Below are 12933 nucleotides of genomic sequence, written 5' to 3' on the forward strand. Positions count from 1 at the left end.
ACACTTGTATCTGGGATCTACTTTTCTAATCATGCACCACTAAATAGAAGGCTTTTTTACATAGTGACGCAAGATTTTACAACAATAATTGACTTAACATGTTGAATTCACTAGAATATTAATTGACTAAAAGTTTGTAGGTAGCAATGACAAAAATTGATTATCATAAAATTACTATAATTATGACAGATGGTAAGGAGTTTGAAACTCGCTCCACTTATGGGAAGGAAGGCGATAAAATAAAACTCGATAGGGATCCTCTAACCCACCCTGCATGGACTGGAAGTTTGACAAGCGGATCGGCAAGCAAAACTAGCAGAGTAGCTAAGTTTAACGATAGATATGGGAGTATTTTTTAATTTCCTTTTTTGTTTTAGAGAACTGACTGAAGCATGCATAAGTACAAAAATATAGGCTATGTTGCTTCTCCATCGCTAAAATCGCAGGAAGTAATCAAACTGTTACAAAAATTTAATCTTATCAATATAACAGAGGAAAATAAATCCGAAATTGATCTACTCATAGTTATTGGTGGTGATGGCTTTATGCTGCGCACCCTGCATAATTACGTAATAGGAAATAAAAACATACATGTGTACGGGGTAAACACTGGTAATGTTGGGTTTTTGATGAATAAGTGCTTTAGCTGCAGTAAAAATCTAGTTGATCATATAGAGCACGCAACTCCAACACAGCTCACTTTGTTAAAAATGGAAGCCACAGATATAGGTGGTAAGAAATATTATTATATAGCAGTGAACGAAGTATATGTCTTTAGAAAAGCGAATCAAATAGTAGAAATGGATGTTACCATAAATGGAAAACTAAAAATAGAAAAATTTAGAGGGGATGGAATAATATTGTCTACCCCAACAGGTAGCACTGCGTATAACTTTTCTGCTGGTGGTCCAATTTTACCACTAAACTCAAACTTACTTGCACTGACCTCCATCAATAGCTACTACCCAAGGCATTGGAATGGAGCGTTAATTTCAAATGATACAATCGTGCAAATCGACATTAACAATGTGGAAAATCGTCCAGCACTTGTAGTATCAGATTACAAGGAGTTTCATCACATATCACAAATAAAAATGCAAAAAGACCATGAGAATACAGTCACTTTACTTTTTGACATAGATTATTCACTAGACGAAAGAATCTTTGATCGGCAGTTCTTATACTAAATTTTCATATTTATTCTTAAATTAGTATTTACTACATCTTAACAACTATAGTGTAATTAACACAGCATAGTAATTAGTTTCGGAGAGTAAAATGCCAGAAGGATTAGCGCCTATACCAGCACCTAGAACAAGCGTTTCGCAAAACAGTGATGATACTAATAGCAACATAGATTCAGAGGTTTCTTTAATCAATTCAAAAAAGAAAACAAACAGAATCTGGCCAAGAGCAAAATATGCTATGCAGCAGAGGAGCTTTATACTTCCTGCAACAAGTTCTTTTCTCATTACAGCGTATCTGTCTTGTTCATATTTATATCGTCTGTTTTATTTAAAAGAGACAGTAGATTTTATAAATTACGTAAAAAGTTTTCAAACATGGCCACTAATAGCCATATCTTCTGTATTAGCTACTATAAGTTTGTGTACTTTTATACATAATTATAGAAATACTGAATCGCCAACTGTGCACAGTCTTGATGATTTAAGCAATGTGGTGAGTAACGATAATTTAGTTCATGATATTAAGGTATATAAAAAGAACAATGATCTAATAAAATTTAAAAATAAGAGTTATGCAGGGCATAGAAACATACCAGATTTTACCTATAAAAAATTAAAATTAGCAAATGAAAGAGTATTATTCAACGTTTGTCTCTCTACACTTATAACTACTGGCTCTATATATCCACTTACTAAGTATTTACAACTAGGACCAGAAGGCTTTATTAAGTCTTTTAGTTTTAGTGGTGGAAAAGAAGAACTAATAGCCTCCAAATTCTTCTCCAGTGCCCGTAATAGAGAACTAATCATAGTTGCTGCAGTTTTGACTGTACTTACAGTATCTCTAGTATGCATGCTTGCGTACTATCATAATAAGAAAACAGATATAGAACCATTAAAGTTCGATATACTTGTTAACGATAATATTGAAGTAAGAAACAATCGATACTGTGAAGAAGTAAAAGGCAAATGCAAAGAAATAAGTACAGAGATAGAAACTATTGTTATTAGGCATTATAACGATAACTCCGACACAAAAGGTAAAATAACTATTTTAGCATTGTAAAAATGTGCTTTTTGCATAATCTAAGCAGAAAATAAGACAAATTAGTATTTTAAAGTTAGCGTTTCTTAATTTTAACGCTAACTGCTTTTAAATTCTTTCAGCTTAATGTTTGAAAGTTTGCAACCGTTGCGCCATTGCCTGAACAATTACAGCATGTCTAGTGCATACACAAACTAAACCCTATCGCCAGGTTTAACAAACAAGTGACCCAATGTTATTAATTTTATAGGCTTGTCTTCGTTATGTACTATGACCCAAACTCCATCGCTTTCGTGGTCAACAATTTTGATCGGTATGAACACTACATAACCGTTGTCATTAACAACTTTTATTCCAAGAATACCCTCATCATTTAAGTTTAGAGCTGAAGAAGGAATTTTATATGCAAACTTTTTGCCTGAAGGCAGCCTGACGTTGGCAGTTAATCCCTGCAGGGATATTATTTCGTTATTAGCTACTTTTACCTCTATCCTATAAGATCCAGTTTTAGGCTCAGCAACCTTACTGATGAAACTTACTTTACCTTCTAGTTTCCTTCCGCCTAGCAAATTAATTTGAGCTGTACTACCTATCTCCATCTTATCTACTTCACTTTCTGAAACGTACAGAACCACAAGAACCTGATCAAAATTAACTATATCAGTTATTTTTTGCCCAACCTGAATAAAGTCTCCTTCATTTACGTTGATCTTGTCTATATAACCGTCAATAGGCGATTTAACAGCAGTATTTTCCAAATCTAACTCCAGCCTTTTTAGGTTAGCTTTTGCACTTTGCAATGCCGTAAAGGCTTCCTCTACTTGCATTTGCGCTCTATGCCCTTTTTTACTTAGCTTGACAGAGGAATCATATTCAATTTCGCGCTGCCTTAAAAGTGCCTTGGCTCCTTCAGCTTGCTCAGTACGACCACAATCTTCTATCTTTAACACTATATCATTTTTTTTCACCTTCTCCCCATCAAGTAAATAAATGGCAGTAACTTTACCACTTACTTCTGAGGCAAGGCTGGCCCTATATAAGGGATTTACTGTGCCAGAAAAGCTCAAATATATAGTGCGACTTCGCGGCTTGAATTCCTGAATTTTTACTGAAAAACTACTAGTTGCATTACCGCTATTAACTATTTGATTTTTCCTCAAAAGTACACTGTTGACAAAGAATAACAGAATAAGAGCAACGCTAGAAATGATGATTACTTTATTCCTCATCTTTAAGTTTAAGCAATAAAATTTATTAATCAGTTTTGTTAGAAATAGTAGCATAAGTTAAATTCTAGGATCAGAAATATTAAGTACAATATTAAGCATATTGCTGCTATTGTCACTCCATAAATAGTCCTGTAAACAAAAAGTAAATTGTGCCCATTATCAAACTATTAGAATTTCAGTAATGTTGTTTTACATAAAGGTTTTTATCCAGTTGAAAACAGTAGAAACTTATAAAAATTGTATAGCAATTCATTGAAAGAAACCACTTGACAGTTTCAAAAAGTACGCTTACCATATGGCTGAAGCTATTTATTTATCTTCAGTCTGTGCAGATAAAATGACAAAAAACTCAATGTATTTGGCGTCTCATGTTTAATTTTTTGCACTATGTGCACTTATGTCTTTAATAAACTTTCAAGGTTTTTACCTATATAAGCTAAAATGCGCTTGTTAAAGCGTTTAAAACAGTAAAAAACGCCGATTAAAAGATAGATAGTGAATAACTAGCTAACAGGGTTTCTTTTGCCTTTTTTCTGCTTGGTAAATTTCTTAACGTTTAAATTTAGATCAGTTGCGGTTTAAAAGCAGCGAGATTAGACGTTTAGAATAAAAAAACGCCAGTTTATAAAGTTAATATAAATAATTAGCCACCAACGGGGTTTCTTTTGCTTTTTTTCTTGTTTGGTAAATTTATTAACCCTAATGCTGAAATGAATAAAACTAAAACAGATCCAAGAGGAGCAGGACTTGAGGTTTAGCAATAGGCTTTCGGAGCAAAAAAATATTTATTTCCAGAATAAGTTCCATACAATAAAACATCGTACTAGTTGTCATTTTTCATGGGAAGAATTTTTACTGCTAACGTAGATGAGTCCTTTTTTGATGCACTGGTTCAGCACATATTTTCTGAATATAAGAAAGAAGAATTTGCTGAGGTAAAAATCATACTTCCCTGTAAAGGTGATGTGATAGCATTGCTGAATGCATTCAAGAATTACAGTGCTGAAAAATGCATAGTTTTGCCAGAGATAGTTTCACTAGAGAACATTGATGAGGAAGACTTAATATTAAATCTTGATAGAGTTGAGGTTATCAAGCCAATAAAGAGGATACTGTTATTGATTGAGTTCATATTGGAGTGGAATAAAAGAAATAACGACAATTTTCCCATAGATTTAGCCTATAGTTTGCCATCACTGCTTCAGTGTGCCCAAATAACAGATCATTACCGATTCGATGAACATTCAAAAAAAATAGAAGATTTTATCAACTTACTTATTAAAACTTGGAATAAAACCTTAAAAGGTTTAGGAGTAGTGGATATATTAGAACATAAAAGTGACTATATAAACAACATGATAGTCTCTTTACAGAAAGATCAGCATATAATCTTTGTTGGAATTGGAAAGGAGGAAATTTGCAAATCGCTGATCAAGGCTATATATGAATTACCATTTGGACAAGTAATTTTACCTAACCTGAATTTGAAAATTAAAGAGAAAGATTGGAAATCACTTGATAAAAAACACTATCAATATTGCCTGAAAGATCTTCTAGATTATTTAGATACAGATAGAAAGGATGTAAGTTTTCTGCCAGAAGCGTGTTCTGATGTCATTCCAGTGCTTGACACTGGGATGACACCATCTACTACTCAAATTACCTGCAAATTACAATGTTCGTACACTAAAAATCAGAGGGCTGAAATGACAGGAAGTTCTAGAGAATATCTGGATTATATCTTCGATACAACTGCTGATCTAAGTAAAGTTGGTGATAATCATATTGAAAATATCGAAGTCATCACTTGCGATTCAAGAGAGGAAGAAGCCCAGCTGGTATCATTAATTGTAGAGAATGAAGGTCATGAAAACGTTTCTTTGGTCGTTTTTGATAAATTACTTGCAGCTCGTGTGGTATGTTCTATATCGGAAAGCTACTCTTATGTAACACTTCTACTTTACAGTATCGAAGTTTTAACCTCAAATTGGAACAGTGTGTCATTACTTTCACTTCTTAGACATAAACTAGTAACTTTTGGTTACACTGAAGAAGAATACGTTCGAATTTTATCTGAGTTTGAAATAGAGATATTACGCAGCTTTAATACAAATAGCCTGAGCGATATTATAAATGCTGTCAATGCCTGTGAAAAGCTGAAATATAAAGAGGATATATTGCTTATTATCAGTAAGTTGGAGGCTATATTCAGCTACTTAACAGATGTTATAAATCGCTCCATTTCTGATGTAGCAGCAGCTCATTTGCAGTGTGTCAATATGCTTTCTAATGTGGATTTTTCAAGGTTAAATAATGAAGTAGGTGATTTTATCTGTAATTTTTTGAATGCATGCGAGGGTGTGGCAATTAAATGTTCCTTAGAGTTGTATAGCGAAGTTCTGGCATTCTTTTTAAAGAAAGAGTTTTTTTCCGCAGAAAACCACTTCAATAAATTCAGTTTATATCACAATAAAGTTGTAATACTTGCTGGATTCAACGACGTACCAAGTTTCCAAAATCCATTTTTGAATGCGCTGACTAGAGAAAAATTTAACCTTCCTTCTGTGCAAAAAGAACAGGGGTATTTTTTGTATACTCTGCGCAATTTGTTTGGTGCAAGCAAAGTTTATATTACAAGATTACTGAGCGATAGGAAGTCAATTCTATTGCGTCGTTTGGAAGTCTTATTACAAGAACCAAAATATCCTTATCGCGATTGGCTAAGAATGCTGAATACACCTGAGCGTGTTGTTCCATGTACTCAGCCCGTGCCAAAGCCTCAAGCTGAAGTTAGAAAAGAAAAAATGCAAGTGATGTCTTGCAGTGCAATAGAAAAGCTAATTCGTAATCCTTATTCATTTTACGTTGAATATATACTGGGCCTTAAACAATTAAGAGACTTGAATCTTAAGCCATCGATATTGGAATTTGGCACTATGGTACATAACATTCTTGCAAGATATTTACGCAACAAAAAGTCGCTGATGAGCATTGCACGAGAAGCATTCTCGACTAGTCAGTTTAGTTTTTCAAATATGTGGTGGGTAAGACTGCAAAGGATAATTCAATCTTTTGTCGAACTTGATGGGAGTCGAAACGATGATATTGAGTTAGAAAAGAGCTTTTCCTATCCTATATCTCCCGTTTCAGCGCATGACACACAACTGTACGGATGCTGTACAACCTCCACTAAGAAGGGTGTCATCCCAGTGCCCCGACACTGGGATCCAGAAAACTTCAAACAATTGTATAATGGAAACTGGATTCCAGTGTCAAGCACTGGAATGACAAAAGAAACTGCCTGGATGACAAATAGGGATCTGATCCCACAAGAAATTTTACTGACAGCAAGATGCGACAGAATTGAATATCTGCCAGATGGGCAAGTAGCAATTATAGACTATAAACTCGGCTCACCGCCTTCCAATGAGGAGGTTATGTCAGGATTTTTTCCGCAATTAATTTTACAAGCTTTAGCAGTAGAATACACAACAAAAAAGGAAGTTGCGGAGCTTGCTTATTGGAAGCTTGACTATGATAAAATAAAGGTTGTTGCTTTGAAGGATTATAGACAAAAAATGCAAGAATTTCAGAATGATCTGCCTGGTTTTTTATCTAATTATCTAAGTAATTCCACACCTTTTATTGCCTCTCCATATTTTGCTAAGTTCCTGAGGTTTAACAGCTATAAACAACTGGAAAGAGTAGGGGAGTGGTTGTAAAGCAAACCTAAGCCAAGTAGCTTAGAAGAGTATTACAGCATTAAAGGTAGTATAAAAAGATAACCATAGAGTAAAAGTGAATTTACAACAAAGGGTGTCATTCCAGCACGTGACGCTGGAATCCAGCCTTATTTTCACTTTTACGCAAAATCGAAAATAAGAGGTCTCTTATGTTCATCCACGCAAATAAGGTAAGCCTTATTTTCATTTTTATATAGAATCGAAAATAAGAGATTTCTTATGTTCATCGAAGGGTGTCATTCCAGCGCGTGACGCTGGAATCCAGTGAAAAAGAAGACTAGATCCCAGTGTCGGAGCACTGGGATGACATTATAGGTGGCTACTCGGATGACATCATTGGACTACTCAGATGACATCGTTGGGCCATTCGGATGACATCCATAACCCTGTCATTCCAGCGCTGGTCCACTTTCTGAAGGTGTCATTCCAGTGCTTGACGCTGGAATCCAGCCTTATTTTCATTTTTACGCAAAATCGAAAATAAGAGGTTTCTTATGTTCATCCATACAAATAGATAAAGCCTTATTTTCATTTTTATACAGAATCGAAAATAAGAGGTTTCTTATTTTCATCGAAGGGTGTCATTCCAGCGCGTGACGCTGGAATCCAGTGAAAAAGAAGACTAGATCCCAGTGTCGGAGCACTGGGATGACATTATAGGTGGCTACTCGGATGACATCATTGGACTACTCAGATGACATCGTTGGGCCATTCGGATGACATCCATAACCCTGTCATTCCAGCGCTGGTCCACTTTCTGAAGGTGTCATTCCAGTGCTTGACGCTGGAATCCAGCCTTATTTTCATTTTTACGCAAAATCGAAAATAAGAGGTCTCTTATGTTCATCCATGCAAATAGATCAAGCCTTATTTTCATTTTTATATAAAATCGAAAATAAGATTACTCCCAGCAAAACCATGGGTACTGAAAGCAACTGGCCCATAGTCAAATCAAGCCATAAATAGCCAACTTGGTAGTCTGGTTCGCGGAAAAACTCAACTATAAAACGCACTATTCCATACCACATAATTGCAATACCAGTTAATGCACCGCGGTATAGCCTTATTCTAGTCAAGAAAAACAGTAAATTTATAACTGCAAAAAATAGCAATCCTTCCAAAAATGCCTCATAGAGCTGACTTGGGTGGCGTAGCAAATTATCACCACTTTCGGGAAATACCATGCCCCATGGCACAGTTGTAACTCTGCCAAATAACTCTCCGTTTATGAAGTTGCCTATGCGACCTAGAAATAAGCCTACGGGAACTCCGCAGGAAATTAAATCCAGCGTATAAAATATAGGAATGTTATGTCTTTTACACGAAATTATTACTGCACACAAAGCTCCTATGGCACCACCGTGGAATGACATTCCTCCCCCCCAGGTTTTCAGTATCTCTACAGGATTGCTCATATAAAAAACTGGATCGTATATCAACACGTAGCCAAGTCTACCTCCAAGGATAATACCTACAATAATGGCTGTTAACAATGAATCGTAAAAACTCTTGGTAAATATTTTTTGGTTGTCCAATTTGTGTAAATACCAATATGCAAACACTATACCCAGAACATATGCTAAAGAATACCAATATATTGAGATTGGACCGATGCTAAAAATTACTGGATTTAAAGACATATCTTGCTATAAATCATTTTTAGACAGTCTACTTTTCTCACGATCCCACTCTCTTTGTTTTATGGTTGCTCTCTTGTCGTAGAGTTTTTTTCCTTTTGCAATGGCAATTTTAGTTTTTGCCAATCCTTTATCATTGAAATAAATTGAAAGTGGCACAACAGTTATTCCAGCAGTTTTAATTTGGCCAATGAGTTTATTTATCTCTTTTTTATGCAGGAGTAATTTACGTTCCCTTTTCGGCTTATGGTTTCTTTTGTTTGCAGCTTTATATTCTGCAATATGCATATTGTGCAGCCATATTTCACCGTTTTTTTCGATAACGTAAGCGTCAGAAATGTTTGCTTTTCTTTCCCTCAGCGATTTAACTTCACTACTTAAGAGGACCATACCTGCTTCAAATTCTTCTAAGATGAAGTATTCAAACCTTGCTTTTCTATTTTCTGCAATGACTTCCATATTTTAAAGATATCCCTTCAAGCTTTAGTATACTACAGGATTTTTAGCTTCCGCAGCAATTTTAAGAAGATAATATTGTAGAGAAACAAATACGTATAGCAAGACTAAAAGTAGAAAATGTGAATCTTATAAGTTATACCAATTTCCATGATGAGGGGTCTTATGGGGGTAGTTAAGTGATTTCTTTTAATATGCTGCCAAAAGTCTGTTATGCAAGCAGTATCTTAGTTTTATCGCCATATTGTTCTTTTCAAAAAAGTGAGTGGAATCGCTAAGGGGCTTGACCTGATATTCATGAATTTTTAAACTGGACTCTATACAGTGCTAGAAATGATAGGAAACCTAAGCGGAATAGTCGACGAAGTTCATAGCGATCATATAATCCTGAATGTAAATGATGTTGGCTATATAGTGTACCTTTCAGCCAAAACTTTAGGTGCATGCTCTACTGGAAGTAAAATAAAATTACTTATTGAAACCTATGCAAGCAGTAGAGAAAATATTACTCAGCTCTATGGTTTTATAAGCAAAGAAGAGCAGCAGTGCCTGCGCTTGCTTGTTAAAGTGAGCGGCGTTAGCTATAAAACTGCGATGTCCATTTTGAGTAAATTAACCCCAGAGCAGTTGTTTTTGGCAATTATGAATGAGGATAAAGTGGCGCTCAAGATGAGCGGACTTGGTTTGAAACTCATCAATCGAATTATTACGGAACTGAGTGGCAAAGTAAGTAAATTAGAAGTAAATAACAATAACTTTCATCCAATCAAAGAGGATGCTGTTTCAGCTTTGATCAATCTTGGGTATGAGAAAGTGAAAGCTTATGATACGGTAAAAAAAATACAAGACGAATCACCAGACCTAGACACTAAGGACATTATTCGTGCTGCGCTTAGGGGGCTTTCAACATTATGAAGTCAATATCATGTGGCAAAGAATATGCTGAAGATGCGCGTAATATAAACATCAGGCCTGAGCGACTCGATGATTTTGTTGGGCAAAAAGATTTAATACAAAATTTAAAAGTATTTATAAGCGCTGCAAAAACGAGAACTGAAGCTTTGGATCATGTTTTACTACACGGTCCTCCAGGGCTTGGCAAAACAACTTTAGCACAAATTGTCTCTAAAGAGTTAAGGGTTAGCTTTCGCGCTACTTCTGGTCCTTTACTTAATAAAGCTGGAGATTTAGCTGCAGTGCTTACCACTTTAAATGCAAAAGATGTTTTGTTTATCGACGAAATCCATAGGTTAAATCGCAGCATTGAAGAAGTCTTATATACCGCCATGGAAGACTTTTGCTTAGATATACTGGTAGGCGAAGGCCCATCTACTCGCACTTTAAGGATAGATTTGCCACCATTTACGTTGGTTGGAGCAACAACGCGGCTTGGACTGCTTTCTGCACCGCTGAGGGATCGTTTTGGCATCCCTTTGCACCTTGAGTTTTATTCTTTTGAGGAATTGGTTGACATTATAAAAAGAGGTGCAAGAGTTCTTTCTGCTGAAATCGAAGAGAGTGCCATACGGGAAATTGCCTGCCGTGCACGCAGCACTCCAAGAATTGCTTTGAGGTTACTCAGAAGAATAAGAGATTTTGTTGAAGCGGAAGATGATAAAAAAATTACCTATGAAATTGCTAACTCTGCGCTATCAAAATTGGGCATAGATAAGATGGGATTAAATAAATTAGATATGGATTATCTAGGATTTTTATTCAACACCTCAGGACCTGTTGGAATCGATACCATATCTATCGCGTTATCTGAAGATGCTGGTAATATTGAAGAAACGGTAGAACCTTATTTAATCAAAATCAGTTTTGTAAAGCGCACACCAAGAGGACGTGTTTTAACCGATCAAGCAAAGGAGTATTTGAGCCTTCGGTATTAAATAACTTTTCTGCCATAATTAGGTATTGACTAACTTATCTAGTACTTGCATGCTAAGATTATGTGTTAGCAATAATAGAGGAGTACATGCTAGACAAGATTAGAAAATTTTGGGAAGCTATTTATTTTCCAATTAAAGATAAAGTTAAAAATCCTTATGCACTTATGGTGGAAGAACCTTCTTTTGATACTGTACCTTCAAAGCCGAGTCGAAAAAAGCAGGAAGAGTGTCTTGTCCTTCTAAATAGTGAAGCAAGAGCAAACGATGGTTCTGATACGACTGTAACAGAAGGACTTTCTAGTGATTTGAGCACTCAGAATGTACCTAAATCAACATTGGATAAAGACAAACATAAATATATCATTCTTGATGATGAGGAAGCATGGAATAGATTCTTTGTGTTGCAGAATGACCCTTCTGCTAATACCACTAATAAGAGAAAACCAGAACCTTACGTTCATAAAGATAGTGATGGTACGTATAAGTATACTACTCGAGGTGAGAATAAATATAAAGGTAAGGATATTAGAGGCAGGGTTGCTGAATGCATTAAGCAAGAGATATCTGAAAATGCAAAAAATAATACTGTAAAATTTATAAGACTGAAAGAAGCCAAATTTGCTTCTATGAATGAAAATGGTATTGTTGAGCCTTCAGTAAGAATTATGCTGGGTGATAATAGTAAAGAGATAAATATGGTTGATATTCTAGGTGGTGATATGTGCAAAAAATGTCATGTAAGAGCAGTTACATTGATGCTGCCTACTGATGATCAATCTGAAAAAAGAGGAATACGTTGCCGAATTGATAATGATGGGAAAAGAATTTATGAAGTAGCAAATGGGTCGTATGAAATGACTCTAAAGTGGTACGTTGAAGGGAAAGAATGTAAAGTAAAAATTCTCATTAGTGATGATGGTTCTATAAAACTTGTCGAAGGCAATGGCATAACCGAAGAACAGTTACTTGCGCATAGAGAGGTGAAGGTAGGAAGGCAATACGAGTTAAAGTCTTTACATGAAGCATTAGCATCACAATTGCAACAAAAAAGTGCTGAAACAACGCAGGTTTTCCCACATCTGACAAACATAAACATGCCACCACAGCAACAAGCTTCTACTGCCCAAGCTAAGCAGGTAAAGTAGTGAAGTTTCTAGTATAAGTTGCTTGCAAGTAATTTATACCTCTGTGATGAGCAACATAATATTACCAAGAAGTTTTTATGAACGACCAACTTTGGTTGTAGCTGGAGAATTGTTAGGAAAAACATTAAAGTTTTCTAACTTTAATGGAATAATAACTGAAGTTGAAGCCTATATAGGAATGGATGATCCAGCTTGTCATGCAGCACGAGGTTATACCAATCGAACCTCAGTAATGTTTGGCACACCGGGGTTTTCATATGTGTACTTTATATATGGAATGTATCACTGTTTGAATATTGTGACGGAAACAGAAGGGTTTCCAGCTGCAGTGTTGATACGAGGATTAAAGCTCATCGAACCACTTGAGGCAAATCTAGGTGGACCAGGAATGTTGTGCAAAAGACTGAATATTACAAAAGAACACAACAAACAGGACCTCACTATAAGCCATGAATTTTGTGTTTATGAGTCCTCTCTCAAACCAGATTATGTTTGTACCCCAAGAATTGGGATCAGCAAAGGTAGAGAAAAATTTTGGCGATTTAAGATTTTTTAATTTTGGTGTTATTCCCATGTGCAACACGGGAATAACATGCAAA

At 35.6% G+C, this 12933-nt stretch carries 14 protein-coding genes; 11 read left to right on the forward strand and 3 right to left on the reverse strand.

Annotated elements, in window-relative coordinates; translation table 11 throughout:
* Positions 1 to 146: 146 nt before the first annotated feature.
* The 3 genes from rpmE to HF196_RS00570 all read left to right on the forward strand — a co-directional run bounded on the left by rpmE (position 147) and on the right by HF196_RS00570 (position 2253).
* Positions 147 to 359, forward strand: a complete 213-nt coding sequence (gene rpmE / locus HF196_RS00560; protein ID WP_168455361.1) for a 50S ribosomal protein L31 — start codon at positions 147 to 149, stop codon at positions 357 to 359.
* A gap of 33 nt (positions 360 to 392) precedes the next feature.
* On the forward strand, positions 393 to 1187 hold the full coding sequence (locus tag HF196_RS00565; protein WP_168455362.1) for an NAD kinase: 795 nt from the start codon (positions 393 to 395) through the stop codon (positions 1185 to 1187).
* Between the two features lie 91 nt (positions 1188 to 1278).
* Positions 1279 to 2253, forward strand: a complete 975-nt coding sequence (locus HF196_RS00570; protein ID WP_168455363.1) for a hypothetical protein — start codon at positions 1279 to 1281, stop codon at positions 2251 to 2253.
* 173 nt (positions 2254 to 2426) lie between these two features.
* Here HF196_RS00570 and HF196_RS00575 read toward each other — a convergent pair whose 3' ends face one another.
* The gene (locus HF196_RS00575; protein WP_246198563.1) at positions 2427 to 3461 is read right to left on the reverse strand and encodes an efflux RND transporter periplasmic adaptor subunit; all 1035 of its coding nucleotides are present in this window, start codon (positions 3459 to 3461) and stop codon (positions 2427 to 2429) included.
* Positions 3462 to 4300: 839 nt separating this feature from the next.
* On the opposite strand from HF196_RS00575, the gene HF196_RS00580 reads away from it, so the two are divergent.
* From HF196_RS00580 to HF196_RS05980, 4 genes are all read left to right on the forward strand, one after another.
* On the forward strand, positions 4301 to 7183 hold the full coding sequence (locus HF196_RS00580) for a PD-(D/E)XK nuclease family protein (RefSeq protein ID WP_168455365.1): 2883 nt from the start codon (positions 4301 to 4303) through the stop codon (positions 7181 to 7183).
* A gap of 370 nt (positions 7184 to 7553) precedes the next feature.
* Positions 7554 to 7688, forward strand: a complete 135-nt coding sequence (locus HF196_RS05975) for a hypothetical protein (RefSeq protein ID WP_256359379.1) — start codon at positions 7554 to 7556, stop codon at positions 7686 to 7688.
* Positions 7634 to 7801, forward strand: a complete 168-nt coding sequence (locus tag HF196_RS00585; RefSeq protein WP_168455366.1) for a hypothetical protein — start codon at positions 7634 to 7636, stop codon at positions 7799 to 7801. The genes HF196_RS05975 and HF196_RS00585 overlap by 55 nt, the downstream gene beginning before the upstream one ends.
* Positions 7802 to 7898: 97 nt before the next feature.
* Positions 7899 to 8033 (forward strand): hypothetical protein, encoded by a 135-nt coding sequence (locus HF196_RS05980; RefSeq protein WP_256359379.1) that lies wholly within the window; start codon positions 7899 to 7901, stop codon positions 8031 to 8033.
* A gap of 31 nt (positions 8034 to 8064) precedes the next feature.
* Here the strand turns inward: HF196_RS05980 and lgt are convergent, their stop codons facing one another.
* Both lgt and smpB read right to left on the reverse strand, forming a co-directional pair.
* Positions 8065 to 8844: a prolipoprotein diacylglyceryl transferase gene (lgt, locus tag HF196_RS00590; protein WP_168455367.1), complete on the reverse strand. Its 780-nt coding sequence runs from the start codon at positions 8842 to 8844 to the stop codon at positions 8065 to 8067.
* A gap of 6 nt (positions 8845 to 8850) precedes the next feature.
* The gene (gene smpB / locus HF196_RS00595; RefSeq protein WP_168455368.1) at positions 8851 to 9300 is read right to left on the reverse strand and encodes an SsrA-binding protein SmpB; all 450 of its coding nucleotides are present in this window, start codon (positions 9298 to 9300) and stop codon (positions 8851 to 8853) included.
* Between the two features lie 330 nt (positions 9301 to 9630).
* On the opposite strand from smpB, the gene ruvA reads away from it, so the two are divergent.
* From ruvA to HF196_RS00615, 4 genes are all read left to right on the forward strand, one after another.
* Positions 9631 to 10212 (forward strand): Holliday junction branch migration protein RuvA, encoded by a 582-nt coding sequence (ruvA, locus tag HF196_RS00600; protein WP_168456224.1) that lies wholly within the window; start codon positions 9631 to 9633, stop codon positions 10210 to 10212.
* Positions 10209 to 11189, forward strand: a complete 981-nt coding sequence (gene ruvB / locus HF196_RS00605; protein WP_168455369.1) for a Holliday junction branch migration DNA helicase RuvB — start codon at positions 10209 to 10211, stop codon at positions 11187 to 11189. Before ruvA ends, ruvB begins: the two co-directional genes overlap by 4 nt.
* 62 nt (positions 11190 to 11251) lie before the next feature.
* Positions 11252 to 12334 (forward strand): hypothetical protein, encoded by a 1083-nt coding sequence (locus HF196_RS00610; RefSeq protein WP_174855501.1) that lies wholly within the window; start codon positions 11252 to 11254, stop codon positions 12332 to 12334.
* Positions 12335 to 12380: 46 nt separating this feature from the next.
* The gene (locus HF196_RS00615) at positions 12381 to 12890 is read left to right on the forward strand and encodes a DNA-3-methyladenine glycosylase (RefSeq protein WP_168455370.1); all 510 of its coding nucleotides are present in this window, start codon (positions 12381 to 12383) and stop codon (positions 12888 to 12890) included.
* The last annotated feature ends 43 nt before the right edge of the window (positions 12891 to 12933 follow it).

Origin of the sequence: Wolbachia endosymbiont of Ctenocephalides felis wCfeJ (assembly GCF_012277315.1) — a bacterium.
In the GTDB taxonomy this organism is placed as follows: Bacteria; Pseudomonadota; Alphaproteobacteria; order Rickettsiales; family Anaplasmataceae; genus Wolbachia.

Excerpts from the sequence above, each read along its gene's own strand:
- smpB (WP_168455368.1), bottom strand. The coding sequence starts at position 9,300 with ATGGAAGTCATTGCAGAAAATAGAAAAGCAAGGTTTGAATACTTCATC.
- HF196_RS00570 (WP_168455363.1), top strand. The coding sequence starts at position 1,279 with ATGCCAGAAGGATTAGCGCCTATACCAGCACCTAGAACAAGCGTTTCG.
- HF196_RS00575 (WP_246198563.1), bottom strand. The coding sequence starts at position 3,461 with ATGAGGAATAAAGTAATCATCATTTCTAGCGTTGCTCTTATTCTGTTA.
- HF196_RS00565 (WP_168455362.1), top strand. The coding sequence starts at position 393 with ATGCATAAGTACAAAAATATAGGCTATGTTGCTTCTCCATCGCTAAAA.
- HF196_RS00615 (WP_168455370.1), top strand. The coding sequence starts at position 12,381 with ATGAGCAACATAATATTACCAAGAAGTTTTTATGAACGACCAACTTTG.
- HF196_RS05975 (WP_256359379.1), top strand. The coding sequence starts at position 7,554 with ATGACATCGTTGGGCCATTCGGATGACATCCATAACCCTGTCATTCCA.
- HF196_RS00580 (WP_168455365.1), top strand. The coding sequence starts at position 4,301 with ATGGGAAGAATTTTTACTGCTAACGTAGATGAGTCCTTTTTTGATGCA.
- ruvB (WP_168455369.1), top strand. The coding sequence starts at position 10,209 with ATGAAGTCAATATCATGTGGCAAAGAATATGCTGAAGATGCGCGTAAT.
- lgt (WP_168455367.1), bottom strand. The coding sequence starts at position 8,844 with ATGTCTTTAAATCCAGTAATTTTTAGCATCGGTCCAATCTCAATATAT.
- HF196_RS05980 (WP_256359379.1), top strand. The coding sequence starts at position 7,899 with ATGACATCGTTGGGCCATTCGGATGACATCCATAACCCTGTCATTCCA.
- ruvA (WP_168456224.1), top strand. The coding sequence starts at position 9,631 with ATGATAGGAAACCTAAGCGGAATAGTCGACGAAGTTCATAGCGATCAT.
- rpmE (WP_168455361.1), top strand. The coding sequence starts at position 147 with ATGACAAAAATTGATTATCATAAAATTACTATAATTATGACAGATGGT.